The organism is Plectonema radiosum NIES-515 (genome assembly GCF_025753815.1).
GTDB lineage: Bacteria > Cyanobacteriota > Cyanobacteriia > Cyanobacteriales > Nostocaceae > Hassallia > Hassallia radiosum_A.
In genome coordinates, this window is the sequence record NZ_JAOWRF010000034.1 from 2,213 (window position 1) to 26,299 (window position 24,087).

General features: G+C 41.0%; 21 protein-coding genes and 1 pseudogene. 13 read left to right on the plus strand and 9 right to left on the minus strand.

Going from position 1 to position 24,087, the window contains the following annotated elements; genetic code table 11:
- Positions 1-223 precede the first annotated feature (223 nt).
- The 3 genes from OGM63_RS02090 (at position 224) to OGM63_RS02100 (ending at position 2,525) form a co-directional block, all read left to right on the plus strand.
- Positions 224-1,720: a dihydrolipoyl dehydrogenase family protein gene (locus tag OGM63_RS02090; RefSeq protein ID WP_263743844.1), complete on the plus strand. Its 1,497-nt coding sequence runs from the start codon at positions 224-226 to the stop codon at positions 1,718-1,720.
- On the plus strand, positions 1,717-1,866 hold the full coding sequence (locus OGM63_RS02095; RefSeq protein WP_263743845.1) for a hypothetical protein: 150 nt from the start codon (positions 1,717-1,719) through the stop codon (positions 1,864-1,866). The genes OGM63_RS02090 and OGM63_RS02095 overlap by 4 nt, the downstream gene beginning before the upstream one ends.
- 260 nt (positions 1,867-2,126) lie before the next feature.
- Positions 2,127-2,525 carry a hypothetical protein gene (locus tag OGM63_RS02100; protein ID WP_263743846.1) on the plus strand — a complete coding sequence of 133 codons (399 nt, stop codon included), beginning with the start codon at positions 2,127-2,129 and terminating at the stop codon, positions 2,523-2,525.
- A 184-nt stretch (positions 2,526-2,709) separates the two neighbouring features.
- Here the strand turns inward: OGM63_RS02100 and OGM63_RS02105 are convergent, their stop codons facing one another.
- The 3 genes from OGM63_RS02105 to OGM63_RS02115 form a co-directional block, all read right to left on the minus strand.
- Complete coding sequence (locus OGM63_RS02105) at positions 2,710-4,548, minus strand: DUF3685 domain-containing protein (protein ID WP_263743847.1); 1,839 nt, start codon at positions 4,546-4,548, stop codon at positions 2,710-2,712.
- Between the two features lie 183 nt (positions 4,549-4,731).
- Positions 4,732-5,181: a Fur family transcriptional regulator gene (locus OGM63_RS02110; RefSeq protein ID WP_263743848.1), complete on the minus strand. Its 450-nt coding sequence runs from the start codon at positions 5,179-5,181 to the stop codon at positions 4,732-4,734.
- A 295-nt stretch (positions 5,182-5,476) separates the two neighbouring features.
- Positions 5,477-5,713 carry a helix-turn-helix transcriptional regulator gene (locus tag OGM63_RS02115; protein ID WP_263743849.1) on the minus strand — a complete coding sequence of 79 codons (237 nt, stop codon included), beginning with the start codon at positions 5,711-5,713 and terminating at the stop codon, positions 5,477-5,479.
- A gap of 628 nt (positions 5,714-6,341) precedes the next feature.
- Here OGM63_RS02115 and OGM63_RS02120 point away from each other — a divergent pair.
- Positions 6,342-6,815, plus strand: coding sequence for a CRR6 family NdhI maturation factor (locus OGM63_RS02120; protein ID WP_263743870.1), 474 nt, complete (start codon positions 6,342-6,344; stop codon positions 6,813-6,815).
- A gap of 98 nt (positions 6,816-6,913) precedes the next feature.
- Here the strand turns inward: OGM63_RS02120 and OGM63_RS02125 are convergent, their stop codons facing one another.
- Positions 6,914-7,678: a hypothetical protein gene (locus OGM63_RS02125; RefSeq protein WP_263743850.1), complete on the minus strand. Its 765-nt coding sequence runs from the start codon at positions 7,676-7,678 to the stop codon at positions 6,914-6,916.
- A 1,100-nt stretch (positions 7,679-8,778) separates the two neighbouring features.
- Positions 8,779-9,729 carry a glycosyltransferase family 9 protein gene (locus OGM63_RS02130; protein ID WP_263743851.1) on the minus strand — a complete coding sequence of 317 codons (951 nt, stop codon included), beginning with the start codon at positions 9,727-9,729 and terminating at the stop codon, positions 8,779-8,781.
- A gap of 154 nt (positions 9,730-9,883) precedes the next feature.
- Between OGM63_RS02130 and ispD the strand changes: the two genes are divergently transcribed.
- From ispD to OGM63_RS02145, 3 genes are all read left to right on the plus strand, one after another.
- The gene (gene ispD / locus OGM63_RS02135; RefSeq protein WP_263743852.1) at positions 9,884-10,564 is read left to right on the plus strand and encodes a 2-C-methyl-D-erythritol 4-phosphate cytidylyltransferase; all 681 of its coding nucleotides are present in this window, start codon (positions 9,884-9,886) and stop codon (positions 10,562-10,564) included.
- 250 nt (positions 10,565-10,814) lie between these two features.
- Positions 10,815-11,348 (plus strand): SMC-Scp complex subunit ScpB, encoded by a 534-nt coding sequence (gene scpB, locus OGM63_RS02140; RefSeq protein ID WP_263743853.1) that lies wholly within the window; start codon positions 10,815-10,817, stop codon positions 11,346-11,348.
- A 338-nt stretch (positions 11,349-11,686) separates the two neighbouring features.
- Positions 11,687-12,034 (plus strand): DUF760 domain-containing protein, encoded by a 348-nt coding sequence (locus tag OGM63_RS02145; RefSeq protein WP_089125484.1) that lies wholly within the window; start codon positions 11,687-11,689, stop codon positions 12,032-12,034.
- A gap of 94 nt (positions 12,035-12,128) precedes the next feature.
- Here OGM63_RS02145 and OGM63_RS02150 read toward each other — a convergent pair whose 3' ends face one another.
- On the minus strand, positions 12,129-13,334 hold the full coding sequence (locus tag OGM63_RS02150; protein ID WP_263743854.1) for an HhoA/HhoB/HtrA family serine endopeptidase: 1,206 nt from the start codon (positions 13,332-13,334) through the stop codon (positions 12,129-12,131).
- Between the two features lie 287 nt (positions 13,335-13,621).
- Here OGM63_RS02150 and OGM63_RS02155 point away from each other — a divergent pair, with 287 nt between their 5' ends.
- Positions 13,622-14,437, plus strand: a complete 816-nt coding sequence (locus tag OGM63_RS02155; protein WP_263743855.1) for a LysM peptidoglycan-binding domain-containing M23 family metallopeptidase — start codon at positions 13,622-13,624, stop codon at positions 14,435-14,437.
- Between the two features lie 43 nt (positions 14,438-14,480).
- Here the strand turns inward: OGM63_RS02155 and OGM63_RS02160 are convergent, their stop codons facing one another.
- From OGM63_RS02160 to OGM63_RS02170, 3 genes are all read right to left on the minus strand, one after another.
- Positions 14,481-15,524 carry a cysteine hydrolase family protein gene (locus tag OGM63_RS02160; protein WP_263743856.1) on the minus strand — a complete coding sequence of 348 codons (1,044 nt, stop codon included), beginning with the start codon at positions 15,522-15,524 and terminating at the stop codon, positions 14,481-14,483.
- Between the two features lie 62 nt (positions 15,525-15,586).
- On the minus strand, positions 15,587-15,871 hold the full coding sequence (locus OGM63_RS02165; RefSeq protein ID WP_263743857.1) for a type II toxin-antitoxin system RelE/ParE family toxin: 285 nt from the start codon (positions 15,869-15,871) through the stop codon (positions 15,587-15,589).
- Complete coding sequence (locus OGM63_RS02170; RefSeq protein ID WP_263743858.1) at positions 15,868-16,086, minus strand: hypothetical protein; 219 nt, start codon at positions 16,084-16,086, stop codon at positions 15,868-15,870. The genes OGM63_RS02165 and OGM63_RS02170 overlap by 4 nt, the downstream gene beginning before the upstream one ends.
- A 566-nt stretch (positions 16,087-16,652) precedes the next feature.
- Here OGM63_RS02170 and OGM63_RS02175 point away from each other — a divergent pair.
- The 5 genes and pseudogenes from OGM63_RS02175 to hflX all read left to right on the plus strand — a co-directional run bounded on the left by OGM63_RS02175 (position 16,653) and on the right by hflX (position 24,009).
- Positions 16,653-17,978 (plus strand): AAA family ATPase, encoded by a 1,326-nt coding sequence (locus OGM63_RS02175; RefSeq protein WP_263743859.1) that lies wholly within the window; start codon positions 16,653-16,655, stop codon positions 17,976-17,978.
- A gap of 426 nt (positions 17,979-18,404) precedes the next feature.
- Entirely contained in the window at positions 18,405-20,888 is a 2,484-nt protein-coding gene (locus OGM63_RS29500) for a HetZ-related protein 2 (protein WP_318528388.1), read from the plus strand.
- Positions 20,889-21,146: 258 nt separating this feature from the next.
- Positions 21,147-21,398, plus strand: a complete 252-nt coding sequence (locus OGM63_RS02190; protein ID WP_263743860.1) for a UPF0175 family protein — start codon at positions 21,147-21,149, stop codon at positions 21,396-21,398.
- Positions 21,391-21,897, plus strand: a pseudogene (locus OGM63_RS30085) (PIN domain-containing protein). The gene OGM63_RS02190 and the pseudogene OGM63_RS30085 overlap by 8 nt, the downstream one beginning before the upstream one ends.
- Positions 21,898-22,266: 369 nt before the next feature.
- Positions 22,267-24,009 (plus strand): GTPase HflX, encoded by a 1,743-nt coding sequence (hflX, locus tag OGM63_RS02195; protein ID WP_263743872.1) that lies wholly within the window; start codon positions 22,267-22,269, stop codon positions 24,007-24,009.
- Positions 24,010-24,087: the final 78 nt, after the last annotated feature.

Below are 24,087 nucleotides of genomic sequence, written 5' to 3' on the forward strand. Positions count from 1 at the left end.
AATGAAAAAACCTGCGGAGGCAGGTTTCGTCTGTGTAGCCGCGAATTCTATTCGCCAGGAGTGAGTAAAATCTGACTTAATGAAACAACCTGCGGAGGTAGGTTTCCTCACAAACAAAGTCCACCTCTGTGGACTTAATGAAAAAACCTGCGGAGGCAGGTTTCGTCTGTGTAGCCGCGAATTCTATTCGCCAGGAGTGAGTAAAATCTGACTATATTGACCAATGACTATTGACTACGATGTTGTAATTATTGGCGGTAGTCTTGCTGGACGCAATGCAGCCCTTGCTGCAACCGATCTACACGCCACTGTTGCCCTAGTGGAACCCACAGTCAACTTGGGGTTTATTTATCACTACGCGCTTGCTTTAATTGGCAAACTTGCCCAGCATGTTGATGCTGCGGCTAATTTTGGTATTCATTCCTATGGGGATACTGCACAGGATTATCTAAACGGAAGAATACCAACAACACTCTTCTCAGAAAAGTGCCAAACATCTGTAGAATGGCAAGAAGCGATGCTTTATGCTGGCGGTGTTGTCTCAAATCTTCAAGAACAAAATTCACTCGCCATTTTAGCTGCCAAAGGTGTCGATGTCATCATTGGTAGCGGTCAATTTGTATTGTCACCTCATCTTGCTTTTGCCGTTAATAAACGTCAGCTTCGCGCACGTACCTATTTACTAGCTAGTGGTTCCCGTCCAGCAATTCCAGAGATTGAAGGGTTGCAAAGTACTGGCTTTTTTACTTTATCTAATATTTGGCAGGCTTTGTCTGAGTTTTCAACGTTACCCAAAAATTGGGTGATAATTGGGGGTGTTCCCCAAAGCATCGAAGTAGCACAAACTTTGGCACGGTTGGGTTCCAGCGTGACCCTGGTTGTCAAGCATCCCTATATTTTGCCCAATCTTGACCCAGAGATAACCCAATTGCTGCAAGGGCAGTTAGAAGTCGATGGTGTGCGCTTGCTGACGCAAACAACCGTAACTCAGGTGAGGCTAATTGATAACCAAAAGTGGGTTCAGGCTGGAGATAAGGCAATTGAAACTGATGAAATTTTGGTGGCGATCGCACAACAGCCGAATATTGAATCTTTAAATTTGGCTGCGGTAGGTGTAAAATGGCATCAACATCGCTTGCTAGTCAATGACAAATTACAAACAACTAATCGCCGTATTTATGCTTGTGGTGATGTTATTGGCGGTTATGAATTTGTTAATATTGCTAACTATGAAGCAAAAATTGCTCTGAATAATGCTCTATTTTTTCCAGTAAATAAAGTTAATTATCAATGCGTTCCTTGGGGGCTAATTTCTTATCCAATGCTGGCACAAGTCGGCTTAACAGAAAAACAAGCCAAATGCCGATATATTCCAGATGAAGTTTTAGTTTTGCAACAATATTTTAAAACAGTAACAGCAGCCCAAATCAGCGAAGAAACTACAGGTATATGTAAATTAATTGTCCTCCGCAATGGGGAAATTTTAGGCGCTTCTTTACTGGGGGCAGAAGCGGTAGAATTAATCAATCTGATTGCTTTGGCTATATCTCAAAAAATTAAAATTAATCAATTAGCGAATTTATCTTTCGTTTATCCAGGTTATTCAGAAATTATTGAACAAACTGCACGAGAATGGGAACGGCAAAAGTTAAATAGCAATATTGCTTTGCAAGATTTTCTAGAAGGCTTCTTCCACTTTCGCCGCAATTGGAATCTGTGAGTGACTTTTTATATCATTGTAAAGACGTTCCAGGTAAAGACGTTCCAGGTAAAGACGTTCCAGGTAAAGACGTTCCAGGTAAAGACGTTCCAGGTAAAGACGTAAAGCGTGGAACGTCTCTACGGGGGTTGCAATATTTGTTTTAATGTTAATTAGACATATTTCGCCGCAATTGCAATCTGTGAGTGACTTTTTATATCATTAGACATCTCCATAAAAGAGGTAGAGACGTAGCTAGCTTACGTCTCTACAAGGGTTTCGGGCAAGGCATAGTTCATTTGTGGAGATGTCTATTGTAAAGACGTAAAGCGTGGAACGTCTCTACGAGGGTTACGATATTTTTTTAATGTTAATTATCAGGACATAATATAATTAGTAATCATCACTTAAATAGGAGAATTTCATCATGCTAGCTCAACATCAAAAGGTAATCAAAGGTAAAAAAATCCCCTTATACTTATCCGTCTTAGGTTTGTCTATCTCAGTTGTTAGCGGTGGCATTAGCTTTTTTACTAACCCCGCTTCTATTCAAGCACGTGAGGTAGGCGCAAAACCAACCATCGGCACAGTCAAAAGTATGACCAATGGTGACATTATGTGCTATGTAAAATTAGTAGATAACAAAGGAAATGTTTACAAAAATATCGGTGCGTCTTTTGAAATTTGTGCCAAAGAAAAAACTTTTTTAAATAAGAAAGTGCGCTTATCTTATGGAAAAGTCTCAGTTAGCAATTGCCAAAGTGCTGAACCCTGCGGCAAAAGCCGACTAGAAACCCTAATCACGAAGATGCAATTAATTCGCTAAAAGTCCCTGATTTCAAGCTATAGGAATATTATCTGTATTCATTGAAAAAGTAACAAAAATATACCTACCGTCGTAATATTGAGAGACGTTCCAGTGGACTGTCTGTAGAGACGTTCCACCGGAACGTCTCTACAGAATGTGTAATCAGCCTGTCATGATATTATTTAGGATTGGTATAATCAAATCACTTCGGTCGGTCATCGTTTCGTCGCAAGTTTCTTTCCGGCAATTTTGCACTACCAATACCTTGAAGAATACCACGACCGATTAACCCCAAACCTCTACCAATTATTTGGGTGAGAAAAAAAACAATACCACTACCAAAGAAAGATAAAAGTGATTTGAGACGAGGAGCGATCGCATCCCGAAATTCTAATGCTAATGTCACTAATAGCGGAATCCCAGAAAGTTGCGCTAACTCTTGACTGCGGGAACCATAAATTGATATTTTCGCAATACCACGAGGAGTAAATACAAGTAGTTCATAACGACTTTCAAAAATCGCTTGAGCTTCGCTGACATAATTTTTCAAGCGGTATTTCCATGATAAATCATTGCGGAAACGTTCGATTTCTCGCGTGGAAATAAATTGGCGATCGTAAAAACTTTGTTTAACTTCTTCTACATCTGCTAAACTGTTAAGCAGTGGCTGCACGACACCATTTGCCACTTGAATTAAGAAATTTTCTAAAATTATTAAAGATTGCTCCATCGCCTCTAAGCTACCTGCTGCGTAAATGGTATTATCAATGGATAAATCTGTTTGAAATAGTAGATAAGAAAATAACTCTACTACCAAAGGAATCTTGATCAGAATTTCTGTTTCTACAACTTTAGCAGATTGCAGCAAGAAGGTGACAAGTTCTAAATTTTGATTGCCTACTTGCAGTTTGGTAAATTTACCAAAAAAATCTGTTGTTGACGTTTGCCACAATTCACATAATATGATTTTTGTCAATTCATTTAATTGATGAACTTCTATTTGAGAAGCACGCAGTTCATCTAAAGAATTAGCAAGTTTTTGCAGAATCAGATAAAGTAACTCGCGTTTTTTATCTTGGCGAAAAATGTCAATTTCTAAAGGTTCATCGCCCAAATTTTGTAAAGGTAATTGAAGTTTTGCAACACAAGATGAAAATAAAGTTGCTTGCAGCGCTCTTGGGCTAAGTAAAGAAGGATAATTTGGCTTTATTGGTGATGTGACAACAGCACTATTAAGTGAGGGATTTGTCGCTGGTGAATCTTGAGCAGCAAGGGCTGTCGTTTTGTCATATTGCCTTTCTTGGGGTGTGGCTAAGAGCCGATTGACTAGCCAACCGGCTGCCAATAATTCGCGTCGCTGTCCAGCTAAAATAGCTCGATCTAGTAGCGGCAAACCGGCGACTTGCAATTGTGCCGTCACTTTTGCCAAAGTAGCGTTAATGTGATTAATTCCTAATAAACGCCAATTATTCCGCAACCTAGCGAAAGGAACAGGAGAAGATTGAGGTAGAGACGTTCCATCGGAACGTCTGTAGGAAACGGAACGTCTGTACGAAACGGAACGTCTGTACGAAAGTGAGGAGTTAGCAGTTATTTTTCCCCCACTCCCCCCCGGACCCACTTCCCCCCTCCCCACTCCATCCCAATAACTACCACCAGATGCTAAGAGTTGCATTACCTCAACTAACTCAGAAACAGGTGTGCCTTTAGGGCAGTAACCATCTACACCAGCATCTCTTGCTGCCATCAGCAGCCCTGGTTCAGAAACAGAAGTGAGCAGTAAAATCGGTAAATTGGGGTATTCAGCTTGAAGTTGGTGACAAAGTTGTAAATAACGACTATTACCTAGTTCCAAAATTACCAAATTAATTGCTTTTGGATCTTTTTGGGCAAATTCTGCCAATATGTGCAGGGCAACGGTATCTGTTTGTGCTTCCGATGTAACTTCTAAATTAGGGACTTGTTCCAAAGCTACTCGCAACCCTAGCCGGAAAATTGGGTCTTGGTCGATTAATAATACTTTTAGAGGGCGATCGCTCATAGTCCACTCAAAAATATACACGTAGGGTGTGTTAGCGCGGAAAGTACGGCACTAAAAGCTTGGAATGGTGCCATAGGGACGATCGCGCTTCAGACCCTTGATTAGACGTAGCACTTAGTAGTCTAATCATCAAAATTCATCTTATCAATCAGCAACACCAATTCTTCTTTCCCCCCTTGTCTGCTAACTCTCGGTTTTGTTCTGCCGATAGCCATAGAAGTTAATACTATATTCAGTAATTTTCACTCCGGTTTCTTCTTCAACTTGGCGGATAAAATCTTCTGGTAGTTGGATATGAACATCAAGAATTTGATTTGTATCTATGCAGTTCACATGACTGTGGGAATCACTGATATTACCGTATAAACGTCCGTCGCAGCGTTCGATGCACTCAATGATGTTTTGACTGGATAGTGCTTCTAAGTTTTGATATACAGAGGTATGTCCGATTTCTTTGCCTTCTTGGTTTAAGCGATCGTAAATCTCTCTGGCAGAAAGATGCTCTTGTGCTTGCCACAGTAATTCTAAAATAAAACGACGCTGCCGGCTAACGCGCATACCCAGCGTTTGGCATCTGTCAATAGCATCTTCTAGAGAACGAATTGGTTTTGTAGAGATTACTTGTTTTTGCATATTTATTTAACTTTCTTAACGATTGGGGTTATTTCTATATTTGAAGGTGTAATTGTTATTTTATTTATGCAATATTTTTGTACTTTGCACTTCAATTCCTATATTTGTGTTTTTGCTTTTGATTGCTACCCAAGCACGTTCGATAGAGAGATTAATTTTTGTGATCTACTGAGAGTTGCTTTCTCACACCCTAATCTAAAACAAACTCATTACAACTTTAGCTTAAAATCACGCCTTACGTCTACTTGAGGCAGGGGTTTAAGTTATATTACGGATATATAGATGAATTGGTGTGCTACTTGTGTAGGCGATTTTCCTCTACTTGAGGCAAGTAATTATAGCGCTTTGTGGAAGTGACACCCAGTTTGACAAAAATAGAAAGCAGGTGAGTAGCGACAGTCCAAGGGCTAATTTGAAGGTAAATGCCAATACATTTGTGAGAAAGACCCTGTGCGATAAATAAGGGCGATCGCCACCCATCTGACGTATTGTTGTCAAAATACTGGAACGACCAAATTATGTTAATACACATGATGTGTCGTTAGAGAGCGTGCGTAAGTCCTATAATATTAAGTCCGCGTCACACCCCAACCAAAATCTTGTACCCAAAATGTCGTTGAAATAGCATATAAAACTCAAAAAGGTACTGTTGTTTACACTTAAATTTAATTTCAAACAACCATAAATTCCAGTATATGCACGATTTAACATTCGGTGGGAGAAATCCGCATATGGTTTATTCCCCAGAGGATCGCTTGTTGGGGAGCGAACCGACTGGATGTGTTTGCGGTTGTTACTGATAATGCTTTGTAGCGCAAAACCTGGGATAATCTTAGTTGGAAGCACTTGGGAGAATTTAGCAGGCTCGTGCATTTGTTGCTCTTGCTGCTGTTTCTACGGGAATCAACCGTATTGACACGTTTGTTGTGGGTGGCGATAATGCCTTGTACCGCAAATCTTTCAGTTAATCCAGTGAATCTAAGGGTGCATTTGTAGTCAGCACGAAGAGTGCTGGGACTAAGCGTTTCAACGCTTAGTACGAATAGAGACGCGATGTTCTTCGCGTCTTTATTTTTAATCAATGGGGTATAGTGTTAATACTTGAAAGCTGCTACTGTATATTCTCGATCTTACAGTTGTACAGAATCGTAAGAATGCCAATGACAATCGCGATCGCACTGAATACCGACTGCATTAACAATCTGGATCTATCACCCGCATTAACGGTGATTTCACAACTGCTGCAAGATGGGGCGATCGCATCCCACGAACAGCAGCTCCACTTTGAGATAAACTATTCTCAGGAAAAAAGCGATCCACGGGAACTTTCAGAAATTCCAGAGGTACGCTTGTGGTTTCTCCGTCTGGATGCTCGCTATCCTTGGTTGCCATTTTTACTCGATTGGAAAGCTGGAGAACTTGTTCGTTACGTCGCTATGCTCGTACCCCACCAATTCAGTGAAAAAGAAGGTATTCAGTATAATCCTGAAGCTTTAGAAATATTTTTGATGCAGAGAATCTTTATTTTAAGCGATTGGCTCAAACAGCAGGGTATACCCAATCAATTCCGTCTCAAATCAATGGCTCAATTGCTGGGTTATGACTTAGATGATACCTTATTTGAGATGTTTTGAAAAAATGGGGAATGGGGAATGGGGAATGGGGAATGGTGAATAAAAATAATTACCAATGCCCAATGCCCAATGCCCAATGCCCAATGCCCACTAACAACTCACTTTATCCGATATATAAAACTTAATGCGGTATTGAAAGCGTATTCAACTGCTTTTGATTTACTGGGTAAAGCTTCCTGCCAGATTCGATAATCGTTATAGTCAATAATTCTATTTACTATTTCATCAATCCTGATTTGATTCAGTATTTTGTATTGTTTAGCTTCAAAATCTTTTGCTGTGCCACCGATTTCTAAAACTTCCTGTGCAGCTTTGACAAAGCTATCCAAAACTGTTTGCATGTATTTTTTGCCGGCATTTTCTGCAAACACGGATGATGCTTTTAAAGCATTAAATTCTACTAAAAGCAAATCGGCAATTTCTCTTCCTCCGGAAGTATTCCAATTTAAAGGAAGTTCTACATCCAAATATTCACATTGATTATATTTATAGTTGAGATAATCATGAATATTTTCGGCTAATCGAATTAGTTTTTTACCAGCTAATAATTTTTTGAGAAGATTTGTGCTCGTGTCGATAGATAAGTCATGGAATACTTTTTCTTCACTTTCCGGACATTCATATACAACATAAGTCCAAATTCCTGGGTTAGCTTCATTCTTGATTCCCCCTTGGTAAAAAGTTATTGTTGCGTCTTCTTTACACTTGAAATATGCATTTTTTACATTTTCTAATGTATAAAAACGCATTCTCGGTGAAGAACGCATAATTTTTCGGAAAACGCCAGTAATATGATGAATCTGAGTACCTACTTGGATATACCGTTTTCCACTGCTAATAAAGCCATGTAACCAAATCGCCATTTATTTTTTCCTTGTGTATACTTCATCACATTTTTTACTGAACACTAGCTTTTATAACGAAGGTCAAGTTCAGGAACGCAGAAAATGGCATGTTAGATCCACCCAGAAGCTAATCAAACCAAGTAGTATCGGCAACCCGTGTTTGCCCTATAGCCGAGAATCCTTAATTTTGTGTATTAAGGTTGCTAATTTTTGTTTTAACTGAAATCTCTAGTTGTGATTGATTAGTTTTGTAAAAAAACCTCATATTTCCTGCTGAATTAAAAAGCATATATTGCGGTTCATTTTTTTTATTGAAAATTTAATTCATGGTTAACAGATGCCTGTAAACTATGACACCTTGAACATCCACAATTAGCCATTTTCCCATTTTTACAACTGGGTTAAATGCATACTATGTACGAATGCCTTCATGGATTGTTCCCACAAATATATCTAAACTAAGAATTTGGCAAAAATCTAATTTTTTTAACTTATCTTTGTCAATGATATATTTGTAAATTTTTGTAAAAAACACAGCATCAATCTGGACAAAGTGTTAAATAAATACTTGACAACATCTGTTTATAATAGTTATTTTTTTGTTTGAAATTAAATTTTTTGGCAAAATAAACTTAACTATTCCAGCTAAATTTTGGTTAATGTAATCATATTTTGTGTGGTGTTAGTTTGGAATTTTCAGCTTGCGCTCGGTTGATTGTCGAGTATGTTGTGACTCAATACTTCACAGAAATAAAAATTAAGATGGAAAAATATTATAGCGCATCTAACTTTGTCCCAGCCTATGCAAAAAAAAAGCTGATCGAGTCACTAATATGACTGTTGAAAAATTTACGCTAAGTAATAACTTTTATATGAACTAAAGGAATGGAAACTTAAACAAAAGAATATTAGGCGATCGCGCTCACGCTCCACACAGCTTAAATAACACCAGGAATGGGATGTGCAAAGATTCTCCGTGGCAAATATAGCTCACCTTGATATATTAGCTTGCGATCGCCGATGGCGGGTGCTTTGCGCCATCGCACTCAATAAAAAATCCATGCCGGTATCATCAGCCAAGACGTGAAAAGCTGAAAAACACAATTATTATTGCAGTACTAGCCACCCCAAACTTTCTGCAACACTGTATTGGGTGAAATATCAGCAATTCTACCAGTAGGAGATTTGATCGCCAAGAATTTATCACTCTTGGGTAACAACTTGGCTGGCTCTGTGTCACCAAATAAAGCAATAGTATAAGTTTGTACCGCTACACTCAAGTGCATCGGCGTACTGTCGGTACACAACATCAAATTTGCCCCGCCAATCATGGCGGCTAACTTGCCGATGTCATCTGGCGAAGTTATTTTAACATCTAACGACGACTCAAGAGATGTCACTAATTCATCTTCTGCTTGCTTAACTAATACCACAGGCATCTCTGGTTGCTTGCTGCGGAAATTTTGAATAATTTGCCGCCAATTTTCCACAGGATAGATATTAGCACCTAAGGATTGGTCTAACTGGCTAGAACCAGCGGAAATCAAGATGTAACCTGTTTCATGGACACCTAAACGTTTTTGTTCTTTTTCTGCCCAATCAATATCGGCTAAAGGTATATTGACTGTTAAATCTGGGCAAGTAGATTGAATGCCCAAACCTGTGAGTAGATCGTGATACATTGCCGCAATATACTGCGATTGTTTAAAAGGGACTGGGTTGGTAAAAAAAGCAGAGCCTTTGCCTTGGTAGCCGATCCGTGTGGGGATTCCCGTCAACCAAAGTAAACAACTAACCAACCAGCTTTGTCCTAAATAAATGGCAACATCGTACTCGCGATCGCGAATCATACCCACCAAGTTACCCCAATCTGCTAAACTATTGCGGTCTTGGAAATCAAATGTCAGTAACTGGTGAACTGACTTGCTTACCCGGTAGGCAGCTTTTGATCGGGGTTCGGTAACAACATCTATTTGAGCTGAAGGTAATGAGCGCTTCAGGTCATCTAGAGTGGGAAACAAGAGAATTTGGTCGCCAATTCCGCCGGGAACAAGGGCTACTATTCGCATAAGATTTATTTACGCTTACTCGCTACTTATTTTAGGAGAATATAGGGATTGGGGCATAGAGTATAGGGCATGGGGTCTGGGACATAAGTGATATTTTATTTCCCAGTACCCAGTCCCCAGTAGCCAGCCCCTAATCGCTAGATTGAGGAAAACTGTGCATTTACTAATTCCAGCTGCGGGGATGGGACGAAGAATGGGAAGCGATCGCAATAAACTTTTGTTACTCGTGCGATCGCAACCGATAATTAGTTGGACTCTCAAAGCCGCTGAAGCCGCGAATTTTATCAGTTGGATCGGGATTATTGCTCAACCTACCGACTGGCAAGACCTCCAGACAATTATTCAAAAAGAAAAATTAACTAAACCTGTGGAATTAATCGAAGGCGGCTCCACACGCCAAGAATCAGTTTACAATGGCTTACTGGCATTACCAGCTGCGGCAGAGCAAGTCTTGATTCACGATGGTGCCAGATGTCTTGCCACACCAGATTTATTTAATGCTTGTGCTTTATCCATTCGCCATCATTCTGGTTTGATCGCCGCCATACCTGTCAAGGATACTATCAAAGTTGTCGATGAAAATGGCATAATTCAAAGTACTCCTGACCGACGGCGATTGTTTGCCGCACAAACTCCCCAAGGTTTTGATGTCAAATTGTTGAAACAATGCCACGAAACGGGTATCCGTCAGGGTTGGGAAGTAACTGACGATGCGGCTTTATTTGAAAAGTGCGGCTACAGCGTCACAATTGTCCAAGGGGAAGAAACCAATTTGAAGGTGACTACCCCACAAGATTTAGCGATCGCCGAATTCATCCTCAGTGGCAGGGAGTAGGGATCAGGGAGAAAAGGATACTTTTTAACTTTGACGGTTGTGCAAAATCATGATATAATCCCACACACTTATAATTTGTGTAAAGATGAGTCAGTCAGTTGTCATTTTCTCTGTGAGTAATGACTCTTGACCCTTCGGGTTTACCACATGGGTGACTGGCGGGAAACCCTTTGAGCAGTCGCTCTCGACGGAAACCGTCACTTCCCGCGTTGCTTCACCAACGCAGTGGTTCACCAATGACTAATAATTAATGATTACAGCTACAGCCAACAAGATAGAAGCGATTCTCTATTTAAAAGGTAAACCCTTGTCGCTCGGTGAAATAGCCGAGTATGCCGCATGCGATCGCGCTACTGCTGAGGAAGGCATAATTGAATTAATCGACAACTATGCCCACAGAGATGGCGCTTTAGAAGTTGTAGAAACCCCAGCAGGTTACTGCCTGCAACTGCGGTCAGATTTTCATGAATTAGTGCAAACCATGATCCCAGTGGAATTGGGCTTGGGGGCATTGCGAACTTTAGCAGCGATCGCTCTTAACAGCCCGATTCTTCAAACCGACTTGATAAATGTGCGGGGTTCTGGAGTATATCAACACGTTCCCGAACTAGTCGAACTTGGCTTTGTCCGAAAACGCCGAGATCATGAATCTCGGTCTTATTCGCTACAAATTACTCCGAAATTTCATCAATATTTCCAAATTGAGCAACTTCCCGAACCATTCGACCGCAGCCAAGAAGAACGACAACTAGAACTAGACTTGAAAACTGAACCAGATTCATGAAGAGGGGTAAAGGGGAAAGGGTAAAGGGTAAAGGGGGAAGAAATTGGATGGGAATTACGACCCCACCCAATTCAAGACCACGCAAAAGTTGCGTATTTCTTAAACCCTAAATGTCCAAGGTAAGGAAAACGTGTTTTTATGCGTATCTTAAATTACTTTAACATTTTCCCTTTTTTCCTTTCCCCTTTTCCCCTCCTTAACAACATCAGCCCTGAGACTGATGTTAAAGTGTCAAAGGTTGTACTAGGGATAAGTTACTGCCTAATACTTGTGGGGAATGCATTACCCTGGTTGAATGGTTTAAAGTAGAAATAGCAACTCAGCTAGCATAACTGCCAATGGTGTTTAATCCTAACTTTTTGAATGATAACTCTGAAGAACACCCGAATCAGCTTGTTTCCGACAATTCTGACGAATACCCCAATCAGTTACTCAAATATCTACAGCACCAATCTCCAGAAGTTTTAGCCCGTGTCGCGCAGTCCGTCAGCCCGGAAATTAAACAAATAATTTCCCAAAACGTTCAAGGGCTTGTGGGAATGCTCCCAGCGGAAAACTTCCATGTGCAAATCACAACAGACCGGGAGAATTTAGCTGGTCTTTTAGCATCAGCAATGATGACGGGGTATTTCTTGCGCCAGATGGAACAGCGGATGCAGTTGGAAAATTTGAGTAACAATCAATAGTGAGTGGATAGTGGCAATTTTGTTGAGGGTAAAAGGGACTCATGGGAAAGGGAAAAGCCCAACGAACGCCCCATACCCATTACCCACTAACAGACTATTTCTCAGGATAAGCCCCAGAGACGACTTTGAGGGTTTGAATTTTCCCGTTGCGATTGACTTCCATCTGTAGGATGTCTCCAACTGAACTGGACTCCACCACCTTCTGTACCTGAGCCGCTGTTTTGACTGGTTTCCGGTTAAGTTTTTGAATCAAGTCTCCAGGAAGCAGTCCTCCTTTTTGTGCGGGTGATTTTTCCAGAACTCCTTTAACCACAACACCGCTGTCCTGCTTAATGTTCAGATTACTTTCTTGATTAATCTGCTGTTTTTTGGTAGGAGAAAGGTCTACCATTTCAATCCCCAAAAAAGGATGTTCAGCACGCCCTTTGGTAAACAGTTCCGACGCGATGCGAGCAGCGGTTTCGATGGGAATGGCGAAACCCAGTCCTTGAGCATCAGCACGGATAGCAGTGTTAACGCCAATCACCTCGCCTTGGGCGTTTAGCAAAGGTCCGCCAGAGTTACCGGGGTTAATTGCTGCATCAGTTTGGATAAAACTGACTCGCTTATCGGGGATACCGACTTGAACACTAGTGCGATCGGTTGCACTAATGATGCCAATAGTGACAGTATTATCTAAACCGAGAGGATTGCCGATGGCGATCGCCCACTGTCCCGGTATTAAATTTTGTGAATTACCCAGCTTGACAGTTGGCAACTTATCAGCATTAATTTTGACTACTGCCACATCTGTAACCGGATCGACTCCCGACACCTTACCCTCAAAAGTCCGACCATCTTTGAGAGTCACTAATACTGTATCTGTATCTGCTACCACATGAGCATTAGTTAGCAATTCACCATCTTGAGTCAAAATAAATCCAGACCCCGTACCGCGTTCAATTCTTTCTTGGGGAACTGGTTGTTCATCTTCACCAAAAAATCGCCGCAAAAGAGGATTTTTTAAAGCGTCAGAAATCGGATTGGCAACTTTGCGAGTTGCATTAATTCGCACCACCGCAGGTCCGGTTTTTTGTACAGCAGTGGCAATAAAATTTACATTATCTCCGCCAGTAGGAGCGATCGCTCCCCCAACAGGTAATGGTGCTACAGTTTGTGGAGGCAAAGCCACCGTCACAGCTTTTAAATCTTGAAACGGGCGATTTTGTGGCAAAATAAAGCGACCGCCTAACAATCCTGCACCACCGCCGATCGCCAATAAGGACAGATAAACGACTAGTTTTTTTACAGATAACTTCATAATTTTTACTTTCATAGACAGCAATGCAGATGCTAACTTATAAGTTTAGTCAAGCTAGGGGCTAGTTAACAGATGTTTGACAACCTAATTTGACAACAAAGACAATAAAATTTCGGATTTCGGATTTTGGATTAGCTATTGTTAGTTGTGAGTTGTGAGTGGTTGGGTTAGTGATATTTTCCCAATCCCCAATCCAAGCGTCCCTAATCCAAGCGTCCCTTTGTCTCTACATGACTTTTCCCTCTCGTCAACAGTTTCTCTGTTTCCTAGTCAGCGTCCTTGGGCTAGTGTCCACAATCCCATCAAAAAGTTCTAACGCTGCTCTTCCAGGTTGTCCCACTCCAGCCCTTGAACGTTTCCAACGCCATAAAGTTGCTTCTTCTGATACTTTAGAAAGCATAGCCCAGCGCTACAATCTCACGCCAACAACCATTACCCTTATGAATCCGGATTTGCGAAACCGCAGAGTAGCCGTAGGTAGTGAAATTTTAATTCCTCCCTACGATGGAATTGTCGTGGAAGTGCCTCGCGGACAAACTTGGCGAGAAGTCGCAGCAAAGTATAAAATCCGTGCTGACGCGCTATTTGAGATTAATGGTTGTGAAAAAGATCCGAGAGTCGTGTTTGTTCCTCAAGGGAATTCATCCCGGAGTCGTCCTGTTAATGATTCCACCACAGCAAGTACTCCGGTTAAACTCACCGGATACCCTTTGCCAGAAAATGCTCGCGTAGCCTTACCTTATGGTTGGCAGATTAATCCTTCGACAAGTGAAGTTTTCTTTCATAGTGGTGTAGATTTGTTAGCAGCAGTGGGAACATCTGTGCAAGCGATCGCACCCGGAACCGTAGTCTTTGCTGGCAACCAAGGCACTTACGGCAACTTAGTAATAATTAATCACGTCGGCAAAATCCAAAGCCGCTACGCCCATCTTCAAAATATCAAAGTTTCCGTCGGTCAGCAAGTAAAACAAAAAGACGAAATCGGAACCGTAGGTACAACCGGAAAACCTACATCCACCCAACCGCACCTTCATTTTGAAATACGTTCCAGTTCCGACTTAGGTTGGGTAGCCAAAGATCCAAAACAGTACATGCAGCCTTAACACGCAAAAATTTCCTCCGCGTTCCTCTGCGAATTCCTCCGCGCTACGAGTGCGTTAAAAAAAAGTTAATCACTTCCGTAGATTTAACTAGATGCATCCCCGCCGCTGCAAACCTTTCAAACGCCGCATCCGCCTGCTCAGTATAATCCACCACACCCTCCACAACAACAGGCGAAGTACAATCTTCCAGCAGATAGACTTTTCTCGCAAGCGTAGCATCTATCTGCTGAATTTCTGTTAACAAATCGTCAATAGTCCAAGCAACGCAGTGACTTTTAGCTTGTCCGGCAATGATGACAGCATCAAACTCTAAAAGTTGTTTAATTAAACGTGTATTCTTTTGAGCAATTGGATTTTTATCAACACCTTCTAAAACCTCTGGACGTAGCACAGAATAATTTTCTGTTAAAGGATTATCCCCTTTTATTTCAAATTGCGTTTGACTATTCCGAGCTATACAGTGAAAAAATATCGCTTCCTCAACAGATGAAACCAAAGCATGACCAATACCACCTAACATAGAATGATAAAACCAAACTGTTAGTGGATATTTGCCATTTTGAGTTAATTGTTTAACGTAATGGCAAGCATGTTTTTCTAAAAATTCATAATCGTATCCCAGACTGAAAGCAACTGCGGGGTTAACTTTCCAAATTCCTTTTTCAATGTCTGCCGGCGTGATGCTAGAAGCAGCGGGTGTGGGATGTTCACCTTTAGCATTCACCCAGAAAATAGGATGGAAAATTTGCATTGCTGTGTGAGTGTCCATCGTCGGTATGATTGTTGCGATCGCGCCCAAATTGCGATAGATAAATTCACACAATCGCCGATTATCATCAACCGCACCAGTACCGGATTTTCCCCCGACAAATAATTCAAAATCTGGGATACAAAAGGTATTTTGCACATCAATTAAAAGTAGACAAATGTGGGTTTTGTCTATTGATGCTGGTTTGATATTGTGTTCTTTTGCCCATGCTTGTGCTTCTGCTGCGCGTTGTTGATAAGGTACGCGCCAAACTTCGCTGACTTTTTCGGGGTGATAGTGCGGGGGAATGGGGAGTTGGGTTGTTATTTGGGTATTCATAATTAAATCTTGCACTTATTATTTAAGTATTCTAATTGCTGAAATTAAAACTAATGCTTTCTTTAGTAAACATCATCATGTGAACCTAAAGTCAACAACAATATTTCTTCTTCTCCTGAGTCAGAATTAGTAACAAAATTAAATAAAATACGATTACTATAATCAATCGAACATGACCATCTGCCCGATAAATCACCTTTTAGCTTGTGAGTGCGTAAATTGGGTAGAAATGGGTCTTCGGCTATTTGTTGTAATACTTGCTCAATTTGAGGGCGTAATTCCGGATTTTTCTTGACTAAACGCTTAAAAGCACGAACAAATGTCGAACTCCAAATTAAATTTCTCACTCGTCCAATTCCGCCATTAAATCTGCCACTGAACCACGTCGGACATTACCCTGAGCATATGCATTCTCTGCTTGTGCGATTTCTTTTAATAATTCATCCCGTCGCTGTTGTTTCAGGCGTTTGCTAATAATATCTACAAGAATAACTTGAGCTTGTGGATCGAGTGCTTCTACTGCCTCAATTGCTTTTTGAAATATCGATGTTTTTTCTAGCATGGGTAATTAGACAATATAGTGATAAGTTTACTTTAGCTGGTAGTGGAGGCGATACCTTACGACTAGCTGTTATGCATATCCTTATTTAATTTAATATTTCCTGCTTTGAGCATAATAATTAAATGCTCAATTATCTCGTACTCATCAAGTTCTATACGCTCTAATTCAGTAATTTTATTTAATAAACTACGTTCTACAAGAGTACGCAAGCGTTGTTGCATTTCAGGTGTAGGGATGAAAGCGGCAATTTCTTCAGGTGTGGGGTTACTAGCAATAAAATTGAGAATGTAGCGATAGATGTGGGCTGGTAATGGTGGTTGTTGGAGACTGAGGGCAAGTAATTCGGGAAGGCGATCGCCTACACTAGCCAGTTGTTGCGAAAGTTCTTCTGGTATTTAGAGAGTGATTTTTGGCACAATACCACCTTATAGGTGAGTTTTATTTCCATCATTCTAGCCAGGTTCAATTGATGGTGGAGGCGATCGCTTCCAATCCCATTTGCCTCTGTAATCCTGAATTCTTTATAATCTTCGCTAGCATATGTATCAGTGCAATATTTGTTACTGATGGTTAATCATACAGATTTACTCACAAACCTTTACAACGCCTTTAACCCCTTTGAACCCTTACCCGCAGGTGATCCGAAGTATGTAGATTGTCAGGAAGTGCGGGGAGATGCGGATATTTTGAATGAGTTGGGAAATCGGATGCGACTGGCAAATAATAACACTTGCCAATTGTATTCTGGACATCGGGGTGGGGGGAAATCTACAGAACTGCTGAGGTTAAAGCAATATTTAGAGAATCGGGAATTTTATGTAGTTTATTTTGCCGCAGATGAGGAGGACATAGACTCCGAAGATGCCCAGTATACAGATATTCTCCTCGCCTGTACCCGTCATTTGCTCAAAGATTTACAGAAAATCGCTAATCCTCATCCGGTACTGAACTGGCTGAAAGACTGCTGGGTAGAGTTGAAAGATTTGGCGCAGACTCCGATAGAGTTTGAGAGCATGGAAGTAGAAGCGCAACTTTCGCAGTTTGCCAAGCTGACAGCAAATTTAAGAGCAGTTCCCGAATTACGTCAACAAATTCGCAAAAAAATTAATCCCCGCACTGTCACTTTAATTAAGGTGTTGAATGAGTTTTTAGCGGATGCGAAAAAGCACTTACCCAACGGCTGCACTCAATTAGCAATAATTGTAGATAACTTAGACCGGATGGTATTAGTTAAAGATGGAGATAACACCAACCATGAAGAAGTTTTTTTAGACCGCAGCGAACAACTTAAAGCTTTGGATTGCCATTTAATTTACACTGTCCCGATTTCTATGTTGTATTCTAAACGTGCAACAGACATCAGGGATATTTACGGTCAATGTCTGATTTTACCGATGATTATGGTCAAGACTCATCAGGGAAAAATTTACAAAGAAGGACTCAAGAAAGTTAAAGAAGTAATTAGCAAGCGAGTCCGACAAATTGCACCGCAACTATCACTAGAAAAGGAAATCTTTGACAGCCCCCAAACCTTAGAAAGACTCTGTTTAATGAGTGGAGGTCATGTAAGAAATTTGCTATTATTAACACATGATGCGATTGGACGCAGTGAAGAGTTACCAATTTCTGAAAAAGCGGTGCGACGAGCAGTTACTCAAGCTAGAGATGATTATCGCCGCGCAGTGGAAAATCATCAATGGTGTCTGTTAGCAGAAGTCTCTGTTTCTAAGCGCATCATCAATGATAACCAGTATCGGAGCTTAATGTATAACCGCTGCCTTTTAGAGTACCGCTACATGGATGATGAGGGAGAGATGCAGCGCTGGTATGATATTCATCCGTTGATTCAAGGAATTCCAGAATTTAAAGAAGCTGTGGCGAAACTTTTATGAAATGTATATATCGGAATAATATCAATAATCGCCAAGGATTAAAATACGAAAGCTCATAGCGAAAGTCCTCTTAAGAGGACTAAAGATTGTGAGGTTAAAATTTTAGTCCATTTCAATGGACTTATGCTATTAGCCCGTAAATTGATTTAAGGGCGGGTATGAACGCTAATCGAGAATGCTGCAAGATGTTAGTTTAAACCGATATCTTGCACCATTCTCTACAACCGCCTCAGAATGAATTCTGAGGCTAATAGGTAAAGTCGTCTAAAGACGACTGAACAAGGGTTTGAGTCCATTTCAATGGACTTATGCTATCAGCCCGTAAATTGATTTACGGGCGGGTATGAACGCTAATTGAGAATGCTGCAAGATGTTGGTTTAAACCGACTTTAGCTATGAGCCAGTAAATTAATTTCCTGGCGAGATATGCTGCTAATTGAAAATAGCAAAACTTCGATGAACCAAAATTTAAGTGATTGGGATGAAGATTTACCCCCTGAGCCAAAAGAAGTTTATCAAGACTTAGTTCGCGCACTGAAGCGGAAAGCAGGATTTGGCTTGTTTTTTGTGCAATGTACACCTGCCGAATCAGACAGTTTAATTGCCAAACTTCCGCAGGATATTCCGCAGAAGAAGATTGAAGTTTTGCGCTTGGTCGAGCCGATTGATAATTTATATCAGCGAGTAGCTGAGTTTGTTAAAGGTAAGCAAGTTGATATTTTATTGATTAAAGGACTGGAATATTCTTTATATAAGTATGAAAAAAGAAATTTTGACGAAATAACAGAAGGACAATTTAGCAATTTAAGTAGTGTTCCGCCAATTTTAAATCACCTAAATCAACACCGAGAACGCTTTAGGGATGATTTTAAATTTGGCTTTGTTTTTCTATTGTGGTCATTTTCGATTAATTATTTAATTCACCGCGCTCCAGATTTTTTTGATTGGCGTTCTGGTGTATTTGAATTACCAACAACACCAGAAGTGGTAGATAATGAAACATCTCGCCTACTAGATGAAGCAGACTATGAGGAATATTTGAAACTAAGCCCGGAAGAAAAGATAGAGAAAATATTGGAAATTCAAGAACTTCTTATAGAAAAACATCCTACAGAAATTCGGAGGGCAAGTTTACTATTTAAACTGGGAAATTTATTAGTTGCTGCTAACGAATATGAAGGAGCAATAGTGTCCTATAACGAAGCTGTGAAAATAATACCTGATTATTACCAAGCTCGGTACAACAGGGGTATTGCATTGCAGAATTTAGAACGCTATGAGGAAGCGATCGCCTCTTTTGACGAAGCTGTGAAAATCAAACCTGATTTTTACTTAGCTTGGAACAACCGAGGTGCTGTACTATGCGATCACCTCCAACGATATGAAGACGCGATCGCAGCTTTTGATCAAGCTGTTTACATTCAACCAGAATTTCACGAAGCTTGGTACAACAAAGGTATTGCACTATATAAGTTAAGACGCTTCCAGCAAGCGATCGCAAGCTTAGACAAAGCGTTAAAAATTAAACCTGATGACCACAAAGCTTGGTATGCTCGTGGCAAGGCGCTATATGGATTAAACTTTTTAGAAGAGGCGATGGCTAGCTACAACAAAACCATTGAGTTAAAACCTGACTACGTTGAAGCCTCGCATCTCCCAGTCAACGCATTAGATAAATTGGCTATCGAAAATTTCTTGTTCAAAGTAGAAAGTCTATTGTCTGATGTAGTCAGCTACGAAGAGTACAACCTGCCCATCCCTTCATTAGCAGCAAAACTGGCACACTATTGGCGTTCTCAACTGTTTTTCGAGTGTCCAGAACAGAGTGAGATAAATAGGGAAAGTATCATTAACTGGCTTTTGGGAAAGGACTTAGGACGCTTTGAGAAGCTCAACTCTAAAGAACTCGATATAGCCAAGCGAGCGATGGAATATCGCTATCGTATTTTACGTCAACGCTACCTAGGAATGACGAGAGAACGCGCTTATCGCAATTTAATCACTCGGCTAGGGAGTTTAGTAACATTACGTAATAAAATCCAAACTTGGATTTCTTTGAGTCGCGATCGCCAACGCAGTGTGGTGGATGTATTGCAAGAAGTACTCCAAGAATTACTGCAAAGCGATAACTACATGCAGCAGCAAATGGCTTCCATCGCAGAGTTTACAACCGATGCCAGACTACAAAATTCTTTGCTGTTTGCCAGCATGGAAGAATATTGCTTGCGACCAGTACGCAATCAACCGTTACTAGTTTACCGTTTTGTAAATTATTTGCGACGCACCCAACGTGGTGGCTTAACCCAAGTGCCCGGTAGCGATTTAATTAAACTAGATTCCCAAGAAATTCTTACACAAAACGAAGAGATTGTCACAGAGAATATTGAAAATCGGGTTGAGTTGCTGGATAGTCAAGCGATCGCACAATATCAAGAAGCACAACAACTAGAAGAACAGCAAGTACTGAGGAAAGTGGTAAAACAGGAATTTGAAAATTATTTACAAGAAAATATTGGACAACAGGCTGTGGAATGGCTGCGACTGTATATGCAAGGCAAGTCCCAAGACGAAATCGCCAAAAAACTGAATAAGCCCATTAAGGAAGTTTACCGACTGCGAGAGAAAATTAGCTACTACGCTGTGCGAGTCTTTGCCGTCAAAGGCAAACCTGAACTAGTAGATAACTGGCTAGAAATTTCCCTAAATGAACACAACTTGGGATTAACACCGCAGCAATGGCAGCAATTACAGTCAAAATTGACTTCTATCGAGCGGCAGGTATTGTCTCTTAGAAAAGCAGGCAAATCCATCGAAGAAATCGCTCTTTCGTTAAAACTCAAAACTCATCAGGTAATGGGCGAATGGAGTAAAATCTATCTTGCAGCCCAAACTTTAAGAAGCCAAGAGTGAGTGTTAAATAATTTCCTAATTTTAATAAGATAAACAAAGTTACATGAGATGTTATAAACAATGAATATCGCTTTTTAGCTATTGGATATTCTCAAGCTCAAAGGCTTTTATTTGTTGTCTACACAGAACGCGGCGATAATTAATGTAGAAGAAACCGAAAGCACTCGCAGCCATGACGCTTTTTTGAATGGCTACGTACCAGAAGACGAAAGACTTTATGACAATTGAAAATTACAACCGATTATCCTGATAAAAATTATGTCACAACTTAAAATTGACTATCCAGAAACTTTACCAGATGCCTTACAGCAAACGCGAGAACAGTTTGAACAAGAAGCAAAAATGGCAATGGCAGTTAAACTATTTGAAATGAAACGCATTTCTTCTGGTTTAGCTGCACAATTAGCAGGTATAGATAGGGTAACTTTTTTAATTAATTTACACCATTATGCTGTAGCTATGATTGATTTAACCGAAGAAGAACTGATATCTGATTTAGAGAATGCTTGAAACTAATATAATTGTTATCAACACAGCACCACTTATTTCTATAATAGCGGCAATAGGAGATTTAAGAATTCTTCAATCTTTGTATACTCAGGTTTTGGTTCCTTTTGAAGTTTGTCAATAAATACTTGCTGGAGGTGCAAGCGGATTTGCAGTAAGTGAATTTGAGGATGCCGATTGGCTACAAAAATCGCAAATACCCTTAACTAATATTTATCCATTCTTACTTAATTCTTTAGATTTAGGAGAAGCTTCTGTTATCCAACTTGCGCTCAACGAAAATATACAGACTGTTTGCATTGATGAAGCATCTGGTAGACGAGTTGCCAGGTTAAGCGGTCTTTCTGTTACAGGTACTATCGGTATTTTGTTGCGCGCACACCGAGAAGGATACCCTATTGATATTAAACAAGCAATTGACAGAATGATTGCTCGTGGAATTAGGCTAAGTGAAACTATTATCAATTTTGCACTTCAACAAACTGGTGAAATAGATCCTTAAATTTTATTTTGAGGTGGTGTGTGTTATTACCATTGCTGGATGGATGCAGACAAGCACCAGCAAAATAGCCTCAAATAGGCGTTGCTGAATATTAATATGAAATTTCTAATTATTGCTAGAGACGTTCCGGCGGAACTAATTATTGCTAGAGACGTTCCGCCGGAACGTCTCTACAAAGGCGGGTTTTAATGTTAGAATCATACGTCAAAATTTAAAATTCATATTTCAAATCAGCAACGCCCTCAAATAAATACCCACTGTGAACTAATTCCTAACGCATCCCTCAAAGGAGAGAGATAGGAGCCTAAACCCTGTTGTAAAATAGACATAGAAGGATTCGGGGGACCATATTACTGGTCATAAACGCCTATAGAGACTATCTTTGGTAATCTCCAAGGACTAAAATCCAGCCAGCTGAAACAATTAGCTAGGCTGTATCACCAGCGCATACCAGGCGATCGCCTAACTACGCCTGAATTTTCCCAGCGACTGGCTGCAATTAGTACAGAAATCAATCAACCCCTGTGTGCCTACCTCAATCGTCGCGGACAAGTCATCCGCGTGGGGGTAGGTTCACCGCGTCAAACGCAAATTCCACTGCTGGAATTGCCCCGTTATGGTGCAGAACGACTCAGCGGTATTCGTTGTATCTCCACTCATCTGAAGTCAGAACCGCCCAATGAAGCGTCGCTGACATCGATGGCACTGCAACGCCTAGATGCCCTAGTTGTGCTAAATATAACCGGAACTGGATTTACAAAGCGGGGTGGTGGCGCTACTGGGTACGTCAAAGAAGCTTATTTAGCGCACCTGACGGCTCAAGAATCCCGCGTAGCGATCGCAAGTCCGGCAACGCTTACAGCATCGAGCAATATCCCATCTCCAAGTTGGAATATATCACCGCCTCTCAGCTTAGACGTGCTGACAGACCAGGATTTTCTGGACTTGGTGGAAGCACTAGAAACAGACTTTCGGCGGGAATTTGTTGCTGCTGTAGTAGATGCCGATCGCGATAGCGTTTTGATTGTCGGTGTATTTACTGTTAATACCACACCCCAACAATTCCAAGATACATTAGTGGAATTGGCGCGATTGGTCGATACCGCTGGGGGAGACGTATTGCAGACAGTCCAACAAAAGCGATCGCGCATTCATCCGCAAACAGTAGTCGGCGAAGGTAAAGTGCAAGAAATTGCCCTCACCGCTCAAACCATCGGCGCAAATCTTGTCGTTTTTGACCGCGACCTCTCACCCGCCCAAGTCCGTAACTTAGAATTACAAATTGGTGTCCGGGTAGTTGACCGCACCGAAGTTATTTTAGATATCTTTGCCCAACGCGCTCAGTCTCGTGCAGGTAAATTGCAAGTAGAACTAGCGCAGTTAGAATATATGCTGCCGCGACTTACAGGTAGAGGTCAGGCAATGTCTCGGTTGGGTGGTGGTATTGGTACTCGCGGTCCTGGTGAAACCAAACTAGAAACCGAACGCCGTGGTATTGGAAGGCGCATTTCTCGACTACAACAAGAAGTCAACCAACTGCAAGCACATCGTTCCCGACTGCGGCAAAAGCGACAACATCTTGAAGTTCCTTCAGTGGCTTTGGTTGGTTATACCAACGCTGGCAAGTCTACCTTGCTCAATGCCCTAACCAATGCGGAAATTTACACGGCTGACCAGCTGTTTGCCACACTTGACCCGACTACACGTCGGTTAGTGATTCCCCATGCTGATACAGGTGAAACTCAGGAAATTCTGCTGACAGATACAGTCGGATTTATCCAGGAATTGCCTGCATCATTAATGGATGCCTTTCGTGCCACTTTAGAGGAAGTTACAGAAGCTGATGCGTTACTGCATTTAGTAGATTTGTCACATCCAGCTTGGTTGAGTCATATTCGCGCCGTCAGAGACATTTTAGCAGCAATGCCAGTGACTCCAGGACCGGCGATCGTTGCTTTTAACAAGATAGACCAAGTGGATAGTGAAATTTTAGCTTTAGCTCAGGAAGAGTTTCCCCTAGCGGTGTTTATTTCCGCAAGCGATCGCCTAGGATTAGAAACTCTCCGTCAGCGTCTTGCTCTACTAATTGAATACGCCACTTCTTCTCGGTAAATACTGAAACAGGACTTATTAACTTTAAATTAAAAAATTCCGTAGTCAATAAAACTACGGAATTTTGCTATTTATAAC